The sequence below is a fragment of the Rhizobium lentis genome (assembly GCF_017352135.1).
Taxonomy (GTDB): domain Bacteria; phylum Pseudomonadota; class Alphaproteobacteria; order Rhizobiales; family Rhizobiaceae; genus Rhizobium; species Rhizobium lentis.
Map to the genome: position 1 here is coordinate 498,131 of NZ_CP071454.1, position 16,274 is coordinate 514,404.

17 protein-coding genes and 1 pseudogene are annotated in these 16,274 nt (G+C 61.4%); 10 read left to right on the top strand and 8 right to left on the bottom strand.

Going from position 1 to position 16,274, the window contains the following annotated elements; all coding sequences use genetic code 11:
* Positions 1-152 precede the first annotated feature (152 nt).
* The 4 genes from J0663_RS02500 (at position 153) to J0663_RS02515 (ending at position 6,289) form a co-directional block, all read left to right on the top strand.
* Positions 153-1,784, top strand: coding sequence for an ArnT family glycosyltransferase (locus J0663_RS02500; RefSeq protein WP_207242902.1), 1,632 nt, complete (start codon positions 153-155; stop codon positions 1,782-1,784).
* Positions 1,785-1,963: 179 nt separating this feature from the next.
* A complete protein-coding gene (locus J0663_RS02505) occupies positions 1,964-4,324 on the top strand; it encodes a marine proteobacterial sortase target protein (RefSeq protein WP_207242903.1) in 2,361 nt (786 codons plus the stop codon).
* Positions 4,314-5,087, top strand: coding sequence for a class GN sortase (locus J0663_RS02510; RefSeq protein ID WP_207242904.1), 774 nt, complete (start codon positions 4,314-4,316; stop codon positions 5,085-5,087). The genes J0663_RS02505 and J0663_RS02510 overlap by 11 nt, the downstream gene beginning before the upstream one ends.
* Positions 5,088-5,146: 59 nt before the next feature.
* The gene (locus J0663_RS02515) at positions 5,147-6,289 is read left to right on the top strand and encodes a PQQ-dependent sugar dehydrogenase (RefSeq protein ID WP_207242905.1); all 1,143 of its coding nucleotides are present in this window, start codon (positions 5,147-5,149) and stop codon (positions 6,287-6,289) included.
* A 4-nt stretch (positions 6,290-6,293) separates the two neighbouring features.
* On the opposite strand, the gene J0663_RS02520 is transcribed toward J0663_RS02515, so the two are convergent.
* Positions 6,294-6,761: a DUF3052 domain-containing protein gene (locus J0663_RS02520; RefSeq protein WP_207242906.1), complete on the bottom strand. Its 468-nt coding sequence runs from the start codon at positions 6,759-6,761 to the stop codon at positions 6,294-6,296.
* A 99-nt stretch (positions 6,762-6,860) separates the two neighbouring features.
* Here J0663_RS02520 and J0663_RS02525 point away from each other — a divergent pair, with 99 nt between their 5' ends.
* The 3 genes from J0663_RS02525 to J0663_RS02535 all read left to right on the top strand — a co-directional run bounded on the left by J0663_RS02525 (position 6,861) and on the right by J0663_RS02535 (position 9,063).
* Positions 6,861-7,772, top strand: coding sequence for a DMT family transporter (locus J0663_RS02525; RefSeq protein ID WP_207242907.1), 912 nt, complete (start codon positions 6,861-6,863; stop codon positions 7,770-7,772).
* Between the two features lie 466 nt (positions 7,773-8,238).
* On the top strand, positions 8,239-8,454 hold the full coding sequence (locus tag J0663_RS02530) for a cold-shock protein (protein WP_003561293.1): 216 nt from the start codon (positions 8,239-8,241) through the stop codon (positions 8,452-8,454).
* 147 nt (positions 8,455-8,601) lie between these two features.
* Complete coding sequence (locus J0663_RS02535) at positions 8,602-9,063, top strand: BA14K family protein (RefSeq protein ID WP_207244405.1); 462 nt, start codon at positions 8,602-8,604, stop codon at positions 9,061-9,063.
* 60 nt (positions 9,064-9,123) lie between these two features.
* Here the strand turns inward: J0663_RS02535 and J0663_RS02540 are convergent, their stop codons facing one another.
* Positions 9,124-9,996 (bottom strand): oxidoreductase, encoded by an 873-nt coding sequence (locus J0663_RS02540; protein WP_207242908.1) that lies wholly within the window; start codon positions 9,994-9,996, stop codon positions 9,124-9,126.
* A 35-nt stretch (positions 9,997-10,031) separates the two neighbouring features.
* Between J0663_RS02540 and J0663_RS02545 the strand changes: the two are divergent.
* Positions 10,032-10,486 (top strand): annotated as a pseudogene (locus J0663_RS02545) (winged helix-turn-helix transcriptional regulator).
* Here the strand turns inward: J0663_RS02545 and J0663_RS02550 are convergent.
* The 3 genes from J0663_RS02550 to J0663_RS02560 form a co-directional block, all read right to left on the bottom strand.
* Complete coding sequence (locus J0663_RS02550; protein ID WP_207242909.1) at positions 10,483-11,859, bottom strand: ATP-binding protein; 1,377 nt, start codon at positions 11,857-11,859, stop codon at positions 10,483-10,485. The pseudogene J0663_RS02545 and the gene J0663_RS02550 overlap by 4 nt on opposite strands.
* A gap of 79 nt (positions 11,860-11,938) precedes the next feature.
* A complete protein-coding gene (locus tag J0663_RS02555; RefSeq protein ID WP_064695876.1) occupies positions 11,939-12,640 on the bottom strand; it encodes a response regulator in 702 nt (233 codons plus the stop codon).
* Entirely contained in the window at positions 12,641-13,132 is a 492-nt protein-coding gene (locus J0663_RS02560; protein ID WP_207242910.1) for a MarR family winged helix-turn-helix transcriptional regulator, read from the bottom strand. It abuts the gene before it with no gap.
* Positions 13,133-13,442: 310 nt separating this feature from the next.
* Between J0663_RS02560 and J0663_RS02565 the strand changes: the two genes are divergently transcribed.
* Positions 13,443-13,781: an aminotransferase class IV gene (locus J0663_RS02565; protein ID WP_207242911.1), complete on the top strand. Its 339-nt coding sequence runs from the start codon at positions 13,443-13,445 to the stop codon at positions 13,779-13,781.
* Positions 13,782-13,826: 45 nt separating this feature from the next.
* Here J0663_RS02565 and J0663_RS02570 read toward each other — a convergent pair whose 3' ends face one another.
* Positions 13,827-14,096 carry a hypothetical protein gene (locus J0663_RS02570; protein ID WP_207242912.1) on the bottom strand — a complete coding sequence of 90 codons (270 nt, stop codon included), beginning with the start codon at positions 14,094-14,096 and terminating at the stop codon, positions 13,827-13,829.
* Between the two features lie 183 nt (positions 14,097-14,279).
* Entirely contained in the window at positions 14,280-14,897 is a 618-nt protein-coding gene (locus J0663_RS02575; protein WP_207242913.1) for a DUF1236 domain-containing protein, read from the bottom strand.
* 287 nt (positions 14,898-15,184) lie between these two features.
* Here J0663_RS02575 and J0663_RS02580 point away from each other — a divergent pair, with 287 nt between their 5' ends.
* Entirely contained in the window at positions 15,185-15,883 is a 699-nt protein-coding gene (locus J0663_RS02580) for an MBL fold metallo-hydrolase (RefSeq protein ID WP_207242914.1), read from the top strand.
* Between the two features lie 8 nt (positions 15,884-15,891).
* Here J0663_RS02580 and J0663_RS02585 read toward each other — a convergent pair whose 3' ends face one another.
* The gene (locus J0663_RS02585) at positions 15,892-16,233 is read right to left on the bottom strand and encodes a tRNA-binding protein (protein ID WP_207242915.1); all 342 of its coding nucleotides are present in this window, start codon (positions 16,231-16,233) and stop codon (positions 15,892-15,894) included.
* Positions 16,234-16,274: the final 41 nt, after the last annotated feature.

Genomic DNA, 16,274 nt, shown 5'->3' on the forward strand with positions numbered 1-16,274 from the left:
TTGGTGAACTGCCGTCATGACAAAGCCGCCTCGCAAGTCTTTGAAGCCGCTGCTCAGTGATATCGACGCGCCGCTCCCCGCAGCCGGCCGCGCCGGCGGTGAAATCACGCCCAGCCCAATCTTCCGCTCGATCCGATTGGATGCGGTTTCAGATGACTGATATCCCGGAATTGAATCAAGCCGAAGGCCAGCAATTAGAGCCGCAGACGACCCGCCGAAGTATAGCTGTTCGCAGCTACCTGAACCTCGATACGGCGATCCTGCTGGGGATCCTGCTTATCGCGATCGTCTTCAGGTTCTACAAGATCACCTTGCCGCTGGTCGACGGCTTCAGCTGGCGTGAGACCAGCACCGCAATGATGGCCGACAATTTCCAGCAGCGCAGCTGGAACATCTTTTTTCCGGAGGTCAGCTGGACCGGGCCTGGGCCCAGTTATCAGGGCCGCGAATTCCAGATCGTCAGCTATCTCACAGCCCTGCTCTATCAGCTCTTCGGCTGGCACGACTGGTTCGGCCGCGTGGTTGCGGCCTTCTTCGGACTGGTGACGTTGTTTTCACTGCACCGGCTGACGGCGCTATGCTGGGGCGAGATGCACGCTCATGCAGCGGCACTGGCCTACGCGCTGATGCCGGCGGCGATCATGATCGACAGCTCGTTTCTTCCCGATCCCGCAATGCTGGCCTTGGTGACACTTGGGGTCTGGCTGTTCGTCAAATACTGGGCCGGCGGAAGCCGCTGGCTCTTGCCGCTGGCTACGGTCAGCTTCACGCTCGGCGCGCTGTCAAAGCCGCCAGGCCTCGCCGCCGGCGCCGTCATCTTCTATCTGATGATCTGTTGGATCCTGGAGAAGAGGTGGAAGCATGCGACCTCAGTCTTACTGTCAGGGCTTTTGAGCCTGGCCGTCATCGGCGCATATTTCGGCTGGGCGATTTATCTCGGCCGCAGCTATCCGCCGTTTCACGTCGCCGGCAGCGGCGGCTATATCTGGGATTACGGCTTCTGGGCATACGTCAAGGACAGGTTCTACTTCAATTCAGCATGGAATACCTCGGTCTTGTGGTTCTACGGCTATCCGTTCCTCATGCTGCTCGCGGTCGGTTTGTGGATGCCGCCGAGAACCGCTCAAGATCCGAAACAACGCATCCTTTCCGCCATTCCCTTTGTGTGGCTGGTTGCTGCCATGATCATCTATCTGGCGGCGGCGGGCGAGATCACCAGCAATGTGTGGAACTTCCACATCTTCCATGTGCCGGCCGCAATGTTCTGCGGCCGCGGCGCGCTTCTGCTGGCAACGCTCGCATCGGGAACCGCTCTGACGCCGGCGGTCGTGCTTCGCGCGATATGCATCGTGGCCGTCACCCTTTCCTGGTCGACCCTTCCCCTCGTCAGGACGATGAAGAAGCCGATTGCCATGAAGGGCAAGCTGCTGGGCGAGGAAATGGCGCGGTTAGCGCAACCAGGCGACCTCGTGGTCGCTATCGCGCCCGAGGTCGGCGATCCCGTAGCAGTCTATTATAGCAGGGCGCGCGGATGGGTGTTCCCGCCTGGCGGAGGGGATTCCGAATGGTCGAAATTCGTCGCGGACGACGCCACTGCGATCGCGCAGCTCGAGGAACTGCGCGCGCAGGGCGCGGATCTGTTCGGCGTGGCCAAGAACGCCACCGACAAACAGGATCTGCTGTTCGTCGAGCATCATGATGGGGTCATCGACCATCTGGACAGGACCGCAACCAAACTTGTGGATTCGGATGATTTGCTGGTCTACAGGATCACCCGTCCCTGAGCCGACGATCACGCGTTTTCGTCACCTATATCTTTTAAAATCAGACAGATCGTCGGATTTCGTCATCGCCACGAATAAGCCGCAACAAATGCCGCACGCCGCCTTAATTCGGTCGCGAGCGCGCCGAGATCGAAGCCGCATCATTCCCTCATCCAAAATTGGTTATTGAGGGTAGGCCAATGTTTCTGGAAGATGAGTTCGCCATCGGCCGCATACGCATGCGCCGGATCTCCATTTCATTCCTTGTTGCTATCACCGCCTTGGTCGCCTGCATCGCCGCGATGTTCGGGCTTGCCTCCGCCGCTCGCGCCGAGACGGCGCAGGCATCCAGCCAGCTCGCGGCCCTTGTCCGGCCGAACGACGTGAACAGCGGCTCACTGCTCTTTCCGTCGAAGGAGCCGGGCTTCTTTGTCGAAGCGCCGCGGGTGAAATCCGATGTCGCAGTCGGTGTCTCCGGTCCGATCGCCAGGGTGAAGGTGACGCAGCGCTTCCGCAACCCGAGCCAGGGCTGGGTCGAGGGCACCTACGTCTTCCCGCTGCCGGACAATTCCGCCGTCGATATGCTGAAGATGCAGATCGGCAAGCGCTTCATCGAAGGCCAGATCAAGCCGCGCCAGCAAGCCCGCGAGATTTACGAGCAGGCCAAGGCCGAGGGCAAGAGGACCGCACTTCTTGAACAGCAGCGACCGAACATCTTCACCAACCAGGTCGCCAATGTCGGCCCCGGCGAAGAAATCGTCGTGCAGATCGAATATCAGCAGACGGTCCGCCAATCGGGCGGCGAATTCTTGCTGCGCTTCCCGATGGTCGTCGCGCCGCGCTACAATCCGGCGCCGATCGTCCAGACCGTCGAATTCAACAACGGCGCCGGTTTCGCGAAACCGCGCGACCCGGTGGAGAATCGGGAGAAGATCGAAGCCCCGGTGCTCAATCCCAGCGAAAACGCCAGGATCAATCCGGTCTCCCTGACCGTCGACCTCAAGGCCGGCTTCCCGCTCGGCGACGTCAGATCCTCCTTCCACGACATCGATATCCGGCAGGACGGCGAGCAGGCGAGGACGATCAGCCTGAAGGGAGATGCAGTTCCCGCAGACAAGGATTTCGAGCTCACCTGGAAGGCCGTTGCCGGCAAGACGCCGAGCGCCGGCCTCTTCCGCGAGGTGATTGATGGTAAGACCTATCTTCTCGCCTTCGTCACCCCGCCCACGGCGCCCGATGCCGCAGCCCCGCCAAAACGCGAGGTGATCTTCGTCATCGACAATTCCGGCTCCATGTCCGGCCAGTCGATCGAGCAGGCAAGACAGAGCCTGGCGCTTGCCATCTCCAGACTGAACCCGGACGACCGCTTCAACGTCATCCGTTTCGACGATACGATGACCGATTATTTCAAGGGCCTCGTCGCCGCCACGCCCGATAATCGCGAAAAGGCCATCGCTTATGTCAGAGGCCTGACCGCCGACGGCGGCACCGAAATGCTGCCCGCCCTCGAAGAGGCGTTGCGCAACCAGGGCCCGGTCGCAAGTGGCGCGCTGCGCCAGGTTGTGTTCCTGACGGATGGCGCGATCGGCAATGAACAGCAGCTGTTCCAGGAAATCACCGAAAACCGCGGCGATGCCCGCGTCTTCACCGTCGGCATCGGCTCGGCGCCGAACACCTATTTCATGACCAAGGCCGCCGAGATCGGCCGCGGAACATTCACCCAGATCGGCTCGACCGACCAGGTGGCAAGCCGCATGGGCGAGCTCTTCGCCAAGCTGCAGAACCCCGCCATGACCGATATCGCCGCAAATTTCGAAGGCATCGCGGCCGAGGATATCACGCCGAACCCAATGCCCGATCTCTATAGCGGCGAACCTGTCGTGCTGACGGCGGAACTGCCGCAGGACAAGCCTGCCGGCAAGTTGCAGATCGTCGGCAAGACCGGCGATCAGCCCTGGCGCGTCGAGATGGCTATCGCCAATGCCGCCGACGGCAGCGGCATTTCCAAGCTATGGGCGCGGCGCAAGATCGACGATTTCGAAGCCCGCGCCTATGAACGCCATGATCCTGCGGCACTCGACAAGGACATTGAGGCGGTCGCGCTCGCCCACCACCTCGTCTCGCGCGTCACCAGTCTTGTCGCCGTCGACGTCACGCCGTCGCGACCGGAAAACGAGGCGCTCGGCTCGGCGAAGCTACCGCTCAACCTGCCGGAGGGCTGGGATTTCGCGAAGGTCTTCGGCGAAAATGCTGTTCCGCCTGGCGGCGCAGAGCGCCACGGCGCAGCCACGCCTGGTGGGAGCGCGAAACCGGAACAGGCCGCAGCGGCAACGCCGGAGATCGCGAACATGATCGCCGCGGCGCCGACGGCGAAAGCCGCCACGCTGATCGCGCAGAAGAGCGCGACCGTGAACCTGCCGCAGACGGCGACCCGCGCCGACGAGCAGATCATGCGCGGGCTCACCATGCTGCTCCTGGCGCTGGCGGCCGCAAGCGGACTCGCCGTCTGGCGTCGCCGCCTCAAGGGCCTCATGACTGGAGCCAAGCGCAATGGCCTCTAGCCTCTCCGGCAACCAGATCGAGGAGGCGGCTGAATTCGAGCCGCTTCCGACCTATCTGGAGCTCGCCATGGCCGCCGCCACGGCCCACGACATGCCGAAGGCGCGTGGGAAGAAAGGTTTCTTCCTCTGGCGCCTTTCGCCGATCGAAAAAGGGGTTGCATTCGCCATATCAGCTCTTGCCCTCTACGGTCTGGCGCTGATCGGCGACGGCTTCCTGCTGAAGGCGAAGGCGGAAGTCTCGCAGGTGCTGCTGAAGCGCGCCTTTGCCGCCGAATTGAGCGGCAGGGAAGCGAAACCATGGCCCTGGGCCGATTTCACCACCGAAGCCAAAGTGCGCGCGCCGCGCCTCGGCAAGGAGGCGATCGTGCTCTCCGGCGCCTCCGGCGAGGCGCTCGCCTTCGGTCCGGCTTGGCTCGCCAACACACCGCAGCCGGGAGAGCAAGGCACGTCCGTCATCGCCGCCCATCGCGACACGCATTTCCGCTGGCTGCAATATGTAAAGCCGGGCGACACGATCGAAGTCACCCGCCGTGACGGCAAATTATTGACCTTCAAGGCCGGCGAGGGCCGGATCGCCGCCTGGGATGCGAGCGGCATCGACCCCGCCTCGGATGGCCGCCGACTCGTGCTGACCACCTGCTGGCCCTTCGATGCGACCGAACGCGGGCCGCTGCGCTACATCCTCGAGGCGGAACTGGTGGACGATGAGGCGACCGGCTCCGTTCAAGCGCCGAACACAAAGCCGTTATTGAAGGGCGAATAAGGCTTGAAGCCGCCCCCTGCCCGCTCCACGTTCAGCATGAAAAGACGACGGGAGCAAAGATGAAGAGAATATCCGCCTTGCATTTCGCGGCGGCGCTGGTTCTGGTCAGCGCCATATCGGCCAACGCGGCAGATACCGTGAACACGCAAGGCCCAACCGTCCGTGTCGAAAAACTGGCCGATGGCCTCGAACATCCCTGGGCGGTCGAGGCATTGCCCGACGGCGCCTATCTTGTCACCGAGCGGCCCGGCCGCATGCGCATTATCCGCGACGGCAAACTGTCCGATCCGCTCGGGAACGTGCCCAAGGTCAGTGCCCGCGGCCAGGGCGGCCTCCTGGACTTGGCGCTCGCCCCGGATTTTGCCACGAGCAGAAAACTCTATTTCACCGCCGCCATCGCCAATGCTCAGGGCTCCGGCACCGCAGCCTTCAGCGCGACGCTTTCCGCCGACGAAAAGACGCTCGAGGCCGTGAAGCCTGTCTTTACCATGCGGCGTTTCACATCAACCAACATGCATTATGGCTCGCGCATCGCCATCGCCCGTGATGGCACGCTGTTCATCAGCGTCGGCGACCGCGGTGACCGCGAGCGTTCGCAGGACTGGCAGGACAATGCCGGCGCGATCATCCACATCAATGCCGACGGCAGTATTCCCTCTGACAATCCGTTCAAGGGCGGCGGCAAGGCGTTGCCGGAGATCTGGTCGAAAGGCCACCGCAACCCCCAGGGCATCACCTTCGATGCCAAGGACGGCAAGCTCTACACCGTCGAACACGGCGCGCGCGGCGGCGACGAGATCAATCAGCCCGAAGCCGGCAAGAACTACGGCTGGCCGATCATCACCTATGGCCGCGACTATTCGGGCGCCGAGATCGGCGAAGGCACCGCTAAGGAAGGACTGGAGCAGCCGCTGCAGTATTGGGACCCGTCGATTGCGCCCGGCGCGCTCGCCGTCTATCGCGGCGCCATGTTCCCGGAATGGGACGGCGACTTCCTCGTCGCGGCCCTGAAATTCCAGCTGCTCTCGCGCATGCAGCGTGATGAGAGCGGCGCCTTCGTCGCCGAGGAACGCCTGTTCGAAGGGGAATATGGGCGCCTGCGCGACGTCGTCGTGGCACCCGATGGCGCACTGCTGATGGTGACGGACGAGGATGACGGCGCACTGCTCAGAGTCTCGCGGGCGCAAGCCAACAATGGTTGAGCGGTCACAACGCGCCGCGCAATTCCTTGCGAATGACGAATTTCAGCCCGGACCAGATCTCGTCGACTGCACAGACCTTGATGTCGACCAGACCGATAGGCAGTAGGATTTCCCGCAGCACGTCTTCGGTGATATCGGTCGGCACGCGTGAACTCTTCTTCGGCCAGGAGATCCAGATCATGCCGTCGGGCTTCAGAGCACGGAAAAGCGTGGGCCCGGCTGCTTCCAGGACCCTGCGCTCAGCCACAAAGAAATGCACATAGTCGAAGGCCCGCAGCGTCTCGGGAAGCACGCGGACGACCGAGGCAAAACCGTCGAAACCATTGATGTCTTTGATCGTTTCGGGAACACCGAGAAGAGCGGCAGCCTGCCCCTGCGCAAGCCCGAGCTTCCTGGCGAGCGGCGTACCGGAATAGCCTGCCGTGACCGGTGCCTCCGTGTTGCTGGCCGGCTGCTGCTTTTCGCGTTGCATGCCCTCGACTCCATCATCAGGCGCCAAGTCTTCGCCCTTGCTTACAGGAAACGCAACTGCTAACCGCTTGGACAATCTCCCTTCTCCTTTGAGGACGACATGACACGCATTCAGGCGAACCTCCTCCTGTTGCTTGCAGCCGCCATTTGGGGCGGCGGCTTCGTCGCCCAGTCGACCGCGATGAAGGCGATCGGCCCCTTCTGGTTCATCGCCTTGCGTTTTGCCGTCGCCGCATTGGCCGTGCTGCCTTTCGTTCTTTTGGAAGCGCGTAAACCGAGAGAGAAGACGAGCGTCCGCCATGCGAAGTTTTACATCCTCACCGGTCTTGCCCTTTTCGGTGGCGCGGCCACCCAGCAGATCGGCCTGCAGACGACAACGGTGACGAACTCCAGCTTCATCACCGGCCTCTATGTCGTCTTCGTGCCTGTTATCGCCGTTTTCTTCCTGCGTCGTGCCCCGCATTGGATCATCTGGCCGGGCGCGCTGATGGCGCTCGCCGGCATCTATCTCCTGTCCGGCGGCCATCTCTCGGCGCTCACATCAGGCGATCTGCTGACCGTCGTCTGCGCCGTCTTCTGGGCGATCCAGATTACCCTTGCCGGCACGACAGTTTCCAAGACTGGAAGGCCACTCGCCCTGTCGGCCACGCAATTTTCCGTCACCGCGGTCTGCGCGCTCGCCATTGCCGCGGCCGTCGAACCGATCAGTTTTTCGGCAATATGGGCCGCAGCACCTGAAATCCTCTACGTCGGCATCTTCTCGTCGGGGCTGGCCTTCGTGCTGCAGGTGATCGCCCAGCGCTATACGACGCCCTCCCAGGCGGCGATCTTCCTCTCTTCGGAAGCACTCTTCGGCGCGTCGCTTGCAGCCGTGCTCCTCGGTGAGTCGATGCCGGCGACGGGATATACAGGTTGTGCGCTAATGTTTACCGCTATGCTTGTAGTCGAACTCGTGCCTGGATTCGCCCGCCGCCGCTGCCCCCGGCCTGAACACGCGTCCAAATATGGGTGAATGCCGGATTCTAAAAAAAAATTAGGGAACCCGGAAAGCCCGTTTACGTTGCATTTTTGGGAAAATCTGCTCGCAACTTAGATTGCAGACGATATAAAACGTTAATCATTCGCCATTCGCGAAGGAAATTTTGCGTTTTTGCGCCAAATCGGATAGCGGCGAAAGTGTGCCCGGAAGGACACGTTAAAAAACTTTTGCTTGCCAAAATCCCCTAAACGCAGCACTCTCGGCGCGTTCGGGCATTTTGCGAGCATGGGAAGTCCTTAAGTATTTGCGCGCCGGGAACGCTAATATTCCGGTCAGCCGGTTCCAAATAAGGCAGGCGAAAGTCCTGCTTGGAAAAGGCCGAGGTAGAGGGGACCTTTTTCTCACATTTCAAGACTTGCCTGCCAACACCTCCCGCAAGGAGGCAAATGCTATGATGCTGCCCGTGTGGATGGCGGGCAGAGAGAAAAGGACCTGACGCATGGCCGAGACTGGCACTGTAAAATTCTTCAATACCGACAAAGGCTTCGGCTTCATTAAGCCGGACCGGGGCGGCGCCGATATCTTCGTTCACATTTCTGCCGTTCAGGCCTCTGGGCTGGCCGGTTTGACGGAAAACCAGAAGGTAAGCTTCGACACGGAGCCGGATCGCCGCGGCAAGGGCCCCAAGGCCGTCAATCTGCAGATTGCGGGCTGAGCGCTTAACAAGGCTGTCGAATTCGAGTTGAAGCCCGGCAGCAATGCCGGGTTTTGTCGTTCAGCCTTCGTTCAGCTAGAAATCTCTAGGACTGACACCATCGAGAAGGAGCCGGCGTTCGGCTTCCGGGATTAGGACTTGATGGTTATGAACAGGCTCGCCAAGACTCTTCTGCTGACCGCAACGGCTGCTGCGCTTACTCTCTCCGTCATCGGCGAGGCCTCGGCCCGCGACCGCCACTGGCGCCATCATAACAACAACGACGCCCTCGTCGGCGGCGCTGTCGGTCTTGCCACCGGCTTGATTGTTGGCTCGGTTATCGCCAACGCCAATAACGGCCCTGTTTACGACGAACCCCGCTACATCGACCCGCCCTACGGGTCGGACTACTATGAACCCGCTCCTGTCTACCGCGCCCCGCGCCGCGTCTACGTTGAAGAGCCGCGCTATGTTGAGCAGCCGCGATATTATGCGCCGGTCCGGGCGTCGGTTGAGCCTTGGACACCGCAATGGGAGCGTTATTGCTCGTACCGCTACCGCTCCTTCGATCCGCGCAGCGGCACCTATATCGGCTATGACGGCCGCAGCCATTTCTGCACCGCCGGCTGATCTTCCAACCCATGCATCGCAAGGCGCCGCTCTTCCGCGGCGCTTTGTTTTTGGCTCATTTCAGCCGGCCTTCTTCTCCCAGGGCATCGCCTGCACCTCCGCATCAGGCTCGAAATCTGTCGAGACGCTGACGGCGCGCCATTCGCGATCGGCCTCGATGCGTGCCGCGTCCGCCTTCTCGACATTGCGCACGGCGTCGCTGCCGAGCAGCAACCGGAACGGTGGTGCGTCGAGACCGGCAATGTGGATGATGACCGAAGCCGCTTTGGCGGGATCGCCAGGCTGACGGCCGTCATATTCACGTTGGAAGCGCACCGTAGCGCCGACCGTCTCCGCATACTCCGCCCGCCCCTCGGCAAGCACCGTCGAGGCGCCAGCGAAATCCGTCCTGAAGCCGCCGGGCTCGATCACCGTCACCTTGACGCCGAATGGCGCAACCTCCTTCGCCAGCACCTCGGAAAAGCCCTCGACGCCGAATTTCGCCGCTGAATAGGCTCCACGCCCGGCAGGCCCGATGCGCCCGCCCACGGACGAGAGCTGGATGATATGTCCCGCCCCCTGTCCGCGCATCAGAGCGATGACCGCTTTGCTCATGATGATCGTGCCGAACAGGTTGGTCTCGATCTGGGCTCGGAAATCGGCAAGACTGGTATCCTCGACCGAGCCGACATTGCCGTAGCCGGCGTTATTGACAAGCACGTCTATGCGTCCGAACCGTTTCACGCTGGCCTCCACCGCCGCCGTTGCCGCCGCCTCGTCGGTCACGTCGAGCGCCAGCGTCAGCACCTGGCCGCCATAACGTTCGGAAAGATGGGCAAGCCGGGCGGGATCGCGGGCCGTCGCCACCAGATTGTCGCCGGAGGCGAGGACTGCCTCCGCCAGTGCGCGGCCGAGACCACGCGAACTCCCCGTAATCAACCATACCTTCGACATCGGAAACCTCTCCTTGATTGGCTCCCGGACCATGTATGTACTATTGTTTCCAATCGAAAGAAGGTACCAGAACGATCTATAGACACCTCGAGGTAACCGAGTGGCCGATGACATATTCGATTTCTGCTGCAACATGACGGATGAACAGGATGCACGGGCGCGCGCGTTGATCGAGCGGGCGGCGGCGAAGTGGCCGCTGCGCATCCTGCACGTGCTCTCCGATGCCGGCGCGCCCTTACGCTTCTCACGCGTGCTGGAACGGGTCGAGGGCATCAGCCAGAAAGTGCTGACGCAAACGCTGCGCACGCTCGAGAACGACGGGCTCGTCATTCGTACGCTCTATCCCGAGATTCCACCGCGCGTCGAATATGAATTGACGCCGCTCGGCCGCGACCTCCTGATGCAGGTCGTCACCCTCTGGCGTTGGATCGTGGAGCGCCTGGATGATTTCGATACGCGCAACGCCGTAAAGTTGACGGCAAAGAGTTAAGCGGGAATACGGATCGTTGCCCGCAAGCCCCCAAGCGGGCTGTCACCGAGCGTAACGTTGCCGCCATGGCTGCGGGCAATATCGCGGGCGATGGCAAGACCGAGCCCGGTGCCCGACGCATCGAGATTGCGGGCCGTGTCCAGCCGGAAGAATGGCTTGAACACGTCCTCGCGATTCTTTTCCGGAATGCCCGGCCCGTCATCGTCGAAAATAACCGTCAACCACTTGGCATTGTGTTTGGCCTCGATGTCGAGCCTATCGGCATAACGGCGCGCGTTCGAGGCAAGGTTTGTGACGAGCCGCATGAAGGCATTCGGCCTGACGGAAATGTCGTCGTCGCCCTCGATCGAATAGGCGAACTTTTTGCCGTGCAGGACGAAATCGGATTCCAGCTTGGCGAAAATCTCGCTGAGCTTCAGCTCGCCGACATCCTCTTCGACTTCGCCGCGGGCGAAGGCCATGTAAGCCTCCAGCATCGTCTGCATATCATTGACGTCGTCGTTCAGGCCATGCAGGTCAGGATTGTCGCCGGCGAGCGCCAGTTGCAGTTTGAAACGGGTGAGGATGGTGCGCAGGTCGTGGCTGACGCCGGAAAGCATCGCCGTGCGTTGCTCGATCTGCCGCTCGATGCGTTCGCGCATCAGGATGAAGGCAAGGCCGGCGCGCCTGACTTCGTCGGCGCCGCGCGGATAGAAATTGTCTGGCTTCTGCCCCTTGCCGAAGCTTTCGGCAGCCCGCGCCAGCGTCAGGATCGGCCGGATCTGCCCGCGCAGAAAAAGGATCGAGATGCCGATCAGCACCAGCGATGTGCCGACCATCCAGACGATGAAGATATGGGTGTTGGAAGCATAGGTCTGGCTACGTTTGGCCAACACCCTGAGGATCTTGTTCTCGAGCTTGATGCGGATCTCGACAAGATTCGAGTTGCCGACCGTGTCGATCCAGAAAGGCCGGTGGATCTCGTTGGTGATCTCGTCGGTGAGGATGCCGTCAAGGATCGAGAAGAACGGCTTGACGCGCGGTGGCGGCAGGTCGCCGTCCGGCTCGATCGAGATCTGCAAGTTGAGCTGATCGCGCGCGATGCGGGTGATCTCGCTATAATCCGAATTTTGCGGATAGGTCTCGACGATCTCAATGATCGCGGCGATGTCGCGGGTGACGGCGAGCGACAGCCGCTCGGTCACCATTTGCCAGTGACGCTCCATGAAGACGGCGGCGACGACGGATTGCAGCAGCACCATCGGGATGATGATGATCAGCAGTGAGCGGGCGTAAAGTCCTGTGGGCAATCGGCGCCGCAGCCAACGGACGAACCAGCGCCAGCCCGCCGCAGGAGCGCGGTCTTCCCGCCGCAAGCTGTCCATTGTCGCCATCAGCGTCCGTCCCGGCCGTTCAAAGCATAATGCCGGAAAGTGCGAACCGTAATCGGCATTATACTCCACTTCCTCAATTCTAGTCGATGCTCAGCCTGTATCCGATGCCGCGCACCGTCTGCAGCCAGACGGGGTTGGCCGGATCCTCCTCGATCTTGCGCCTCAGCCGGTTGATCTGCACGTCGATCGTCCGCTCGCCGACTTCGGTGTCATTGCCGATCAGCTCGTGGCGGGGGATGGTGTCACCGGCGCGCCGCGCAAAGAGCAGCATGATTTCCTGCTCGCGGTCGGTAAGCCGGATCACCTCGCTGGCTTTTTTCAGCTCCTTGCGGGTCAAGGAGAAGGTGTAGGGTCCGAACATGACCTGTTCGATCTTCAGCCCCTCGCCGCTGGCGTTGCGGCGTAAGATATTGTTGATGCGCAGCACCAGCTCGCGCGGGTCGAAGGGCTTGGAGAGATAGTCGTCGGCGCCGGCCTCGAGGCCTTCGATGCGATTGCCCGATTCCGCCAGCGCGGTCAGCATGATGATCGGCACGTTCTTGATCGCCCGAAGCCCACGGGTAACGTCGATGCCGGATTCACCGGGCATCATCACGTCCATGATGATGAGATCGAAATCAAGACCCGCGAGCTTACGCTGCGCCTCGGCGCCGTCGGCCGCAACAGTGACGCGAAAACCGTTCTCGGCGAGATAACGATTGAGCAGTGCGCGGATGCGGGAGTCATCGTCGACCACCAGCAGATGCGCAGCATCGTCGGAAATACCTGTCTTGACCGCCATTCAATCCGCCTTCTTCCTGTCCCGCATGCCGCTGAGGAAGGCCTTCACGCCCTCCCGCACCGGCGCAGAAGCTCCTTCGAATGCCCGCTCAATGCGGCGCGATTGCGGCTCTGCAAGCGCAAGCGCCAGCTCGCGCCCCGATTTCGTCGGATAGAGCTTGCGTTGCCGACGGTCCTCGGGACCGGCCACCTGGCGAATATAGCCTGAATCGATCAGCTGTTTCAGCACCCTTGCGAGACTCTGCTTGGTAATCTTCAGCGTGTCGAGAAGATCGGCCACCGTCATGCCGGGATTGCGATTGACGAAATGCACGACGCGGTGATGCGCCCGGCCGAAGCCGCTCTTTTCGAGGATGGCGTCAGGATCGGAAACGAAGTCGCGATAGGCGAAGAAGAACAGCTCGATGATCTCGAAATCGATACCCCCTGCATCTTCCATTGGCGTTGCCAGCGGCTCCGGCTTGGCTGCTTTCGGACCGGTCTGTCGTGACACTCGGCATTTCCTTTCTCTTTCCGCGCATTCCGGGAAACGCACCGCGACGGTATGTCAGTTTTTGCGTCGCTGTTAGCTTCCCGGAACTCTGCGGGAGCCCCGCCTGGACTGTATTTCCCCACAGTGCTGCAGTCTTTCAGACGCACAAGAAGCTGTAGCACCTTGAATTACTGCATAACTTCATTCTCAAATCGATTCCGATTTGAGGAATTATGCAGGAGAAACCAAGGCCTGCCCGGAGCTCCGACGCAATACATGATTTCCTCCTGCGTCTGTGGATAAAACGTAATTGGGACAACAATCAACAGGCATGGCGCGCGAAGGGCCGGAGGAGCTTTGGGATGGCTTAGTTATGATTCCCGATTATCGCGACCAGGTCGCCGAAGCCACGGGCGCCAACATCTTCTTCGTCAAGGATGGCGTCATTGATACGGCGACCCGGGACCAATTCCTGAAACGGCATCACCCGCCAGCCCGTCATCGAACTCGCCAGGCGCCGCGACATCTGGTGATCGAGCGCGCGATCCTGCCGGAGAAACCACCTGTGTTCAGCAAGTGTTTCTCACCGGCTCGGCCGGCGACGATCTCCCAGACTCTGATGAACGACTATATGAAAAACGTTTATCCGGCGGCGGTCGCCGCCGGATAACGGTTCCCACGCGATCGGTCCGGCGCAGCAAACGCCCGTCGGACTTTACCTGTGTGCCCGCGCCATCACCAGGCCGGCGAGCGTCGACAGGATACCACCGCCGATCAGGCCGCCGATTCCACCGGCGATCAGGCCGGCCATCGTGGCGTCACCACCGACCATGCCGAGCAGCATGCCGCCGCCGACACCGCCGATCGCACCTGCAATCGTCCGGCCGACGACGTTGATCGCATGCTGCTTCAAGGCGGCGCTCGCAGCGTTGCCGCCGATGGCACCGGCAATCAGTTGGACGATGAACGGAAGTAGCGCTTCCATGATTTCCTCCTCTGGCAATCTCCCCGATCGCCGTTCTATGCCGAACCCTCGGCATATCTTTATTTTAGCATATCCTAAAAGAAAGAGTGAGGAAAAATCAACCCATACGGGAGGGAAGAGTGGACGGGGTTTTGGCAGGAATGAGGCGGCCGGCGGCCGCCTCATCTCGAGTGATCGATCCCGTCATTCATAGACATAGACGATCCGCCGCGTGCCGGGATCGACCAGTACCGGACGGTCATTGATCCTTGCATAGCGGTATTCATAGTCGGGAATGGTCTGGAAGGTGACATCGCCGGGCACTTCCGCACCGACGACAACGTCACCGCCGAGCCGCACAGTCTGAGCCGGATTGGTCTCGATATAGGTGCGTACCGTCTCCGGCGGCGTGATGGCGTCGACAGCCCCGACCGGGCCGATCAATTCATCGCCCGGCGCCGGCTGCGGGTCAGCCGGGACAACGCTGGCGGTCGACTCGTAGGTCACGACGGGAACGCCGATCTCGGCACGATGCTGCTCGACGATAACCTGGTTGCCGGCGTATTCCATCTGCAGGTAATCCGCATAGACCCAGCCGCGCATGCCGTTGACGTCGACACGGCACCAGCGGCTGCCTTCGATACAGCCATCAAGCACCGCGGTCGAGCCGCGGGTTGCAAGACCGACGGCCGGATATTGCGGGCCCGGACCGGCACGCACGTTGAGATCGTTGACCGCGGTCGCTACCATCTCCGCCTGCGCCAGACCGCTGCTCGCCAGGAGCACGGCTCCAGCCAGCAAGATGTTTCTCTTCAAGGTCATTTGAGCGTCTCCTTGGTTTCGATGGCCGGACAACGCATGGGGTTCCACGATGTTCCCATGCGCCCCGTCCGCCAAAACGACAACTGTAGACACATCCGCACAAGCCTTTGAAAAAATAGAATAAAGTTTGATTTTATCGATGTCGGGACGGCGGAGAAGCTCTATAAACTTGTGTTGCAGCCGGTCTTGTTGCCGTGAAACACCCGTCAAAAGCAGAAGATTTCGGCTGTCCTCGCCGCCGTTTCGGACTATACCCTGAGCACCCGAGACACCCAAGCGAGGCACCCATGGGCATGCTCCAGGCCGGCATCATTCCGGTGACCCCCTTTCAGCAGAACTGCACGGTCTTCTTCGACCCCGAGACTCAAGAAGGCGTCGTCGTCGATCCGGGCGGCGACGTGCCGCTCATCCTGCAGGCGATCGAGAAAAGCGGCCTGACCATAAAGGAAATCTGGCTGACGCACGGCCATCTCGACCATGCCGGCGGCGCCCGGGACTTGAAGGAAGCCCTGGGCGTCGACATCGTGGGGCCGCATCAGGACGACCTGCCGCTGCTGCAGCGGATCGAGGCACAGGCGGAAAAATACGGCATACCGGGATTGCGCAACGTCCTCCCCGACCGCTGGCTGAAGGACGGCGACAAGGTCTCCTTCGGCGCCCACGACTTCGAGGTCTATCACGCGCCCGGCCATGCGCCCGGCCACGTGATCTATTTCAACCGGGCGCAGAATTTCGCCCATCTCGGCGATGTGCTCTTCAACGGCTCGATCGGCCGCACCGACCTGCCGGGCGGCAATCACCAGCAGCTGTTGGATTCGATCCGCGACAAGGTCCTGCCGCTCGGCGACGACGTCGGCTTCATCTGCGGCCACGGTCCCGGCAGCCGCATCGGCGACGAACGGCGGAGCAATCCGTTTCTGCAGGAAATCAGAACCGGTGGAGCTTCCAGCGCCAAGGCGTCAGGCGAGACTCATAAAACGATGTGAGCCCATGCTCACATCATCTTCCTGCCGTTCGGCACCGGCTGCTCGACCGCCGCAAGCACGATCGCGCCGTTCTCGTCCTCGAATCCCAGCGTCAGCACTTCCGAGCGGAACGGCCCGATCTGCCGCGGCGGGAAATTGACGACGCCGAGCACCTGCCGGCCGATCAGTCTTTCCGGCGTGTAATGTACGGTGATCTGCGCCGAGGATTTTTTCACGCCGATTTCGGGGCCGAAATCGATGACCAGCTTGATCGCCGGCTTGCGCGCTTCCGGAAAGGCGTTGGCCTCGACGATTGTGCCGACCCGGATGTCGACACGCTCGAAATCGGCATAGGTGATCTCTTCGGCCATAGGGGCTCCCCTAGCGCATGTTTAAAGTAGTAGCGCTTCTT

Coding starts and splice junctions, on each gene's coding strand:
- J0663_RS02500 (WP_207242902.1), top strand. CDS start 153: ATGACTGATATCCCGGAATTGAATCAAGCCGAAGGCCAGCAATTAGAG.
- J0663_RS02505 (WP_207242903.1), top strand. CDS start 1,964: ATGTTTCTGGAAGATGAGTTCGCCATCGGCCGCATACGCATGCGCCGG.
- J0663_RS02510 (WP_207242904.1), top strand. CDS start 4,314: ATGGCCTCTAGCCTCTCCGGCAACCAGATCGAGGAGGCGGCTGAATTC.
- J0663_RS02515 (WP_207242905.1), top strand. CDS start 5,147: ATGAAGAGAATATCCGCCTTGCATTTCGCGGCGGCGCTGGTTCTGGTC.
- J0663_RS02520 (WP_207242906.1), bottom strand. CDS start 6,761: ATGCAACGCGAAAAGCAGCAGCCGGCCAGCAACACGGAGGCACCGGTC.
- J0663_RS02525 (WP_207242907.1), top strand. CDS start 6,861: ATGACACGCATTCAGGCGAACCTCCTCCTGTTGCTTGCAGCCGCCATT.
- J0663_RS02530 (WP_003561293.1), top strand. CDS start 8,239: ATGGCCGAGACTGGCACTGTAAAATTCTTCAATACCGACAAAGGCTTC.
- J0663_RS02535 (WP_207244405.1), top strand. CDS start 8,602: ATGAACAGGCTCGCCAAGACTCTTCTGCTGACCGCAACGGCTGCTGCG.
- J0663_RS02540 (WP_207242908.1), bottom strand. CDS start 9,996: ATGTCGAAGGTATGGTTGATTACGGGGAGTTCGCGTGGTCTCGGCCGC.
- J0663_RS02550 (WP_207242909.1), bottom strand. CDS start 11,859: ATGGCGACAATGGACAGCTTGCGGCGGGAAGACCGCGCTCCTGCGGCG.
- J0663_RS02555 (WP_064695876.1), bottom strand. CDS start 12,640: ATGGCGGTCAAGACAGGTATTTCCGACGATGCTGCGCATCTGCTGGTG.
- J0663_RS02565 (WP_207242911.1), top strand. CDS start 13,443: ATGGCGCGCGAAGGGCCGGAGGAGCTTTGGGATGGCTTAGTTATGATT.
- J0663_RS02570 (WP_207242912.1), bottom strand. CDS start 14,096: ATGGAAGCGCTACTTCCGTTCATCGTCCAACTGATTGCCGGTGCCATC.
- J0663_RS02575 (WP_207242913.1), bottom strand. CDS start 14,897: ATGACCTTGAAGAGAAACATCTTGCTGGCTGGAGCCGTGCTCCTGGCG.
- J0663_RS02580 (WP_207242914.1), top strand. CDS start 15,185: ATGGGCATGCTCCAGGCCGGCATCATTCCGGTGACCCCCTTTCAGCAG.
- J0663_RS02585 (WP_207242915.1), bottom strand. CDS start 16,233: ATGGCCGAAGAGATCACCTATGCCGATTTCGAGCGTGTCGACATCCGG.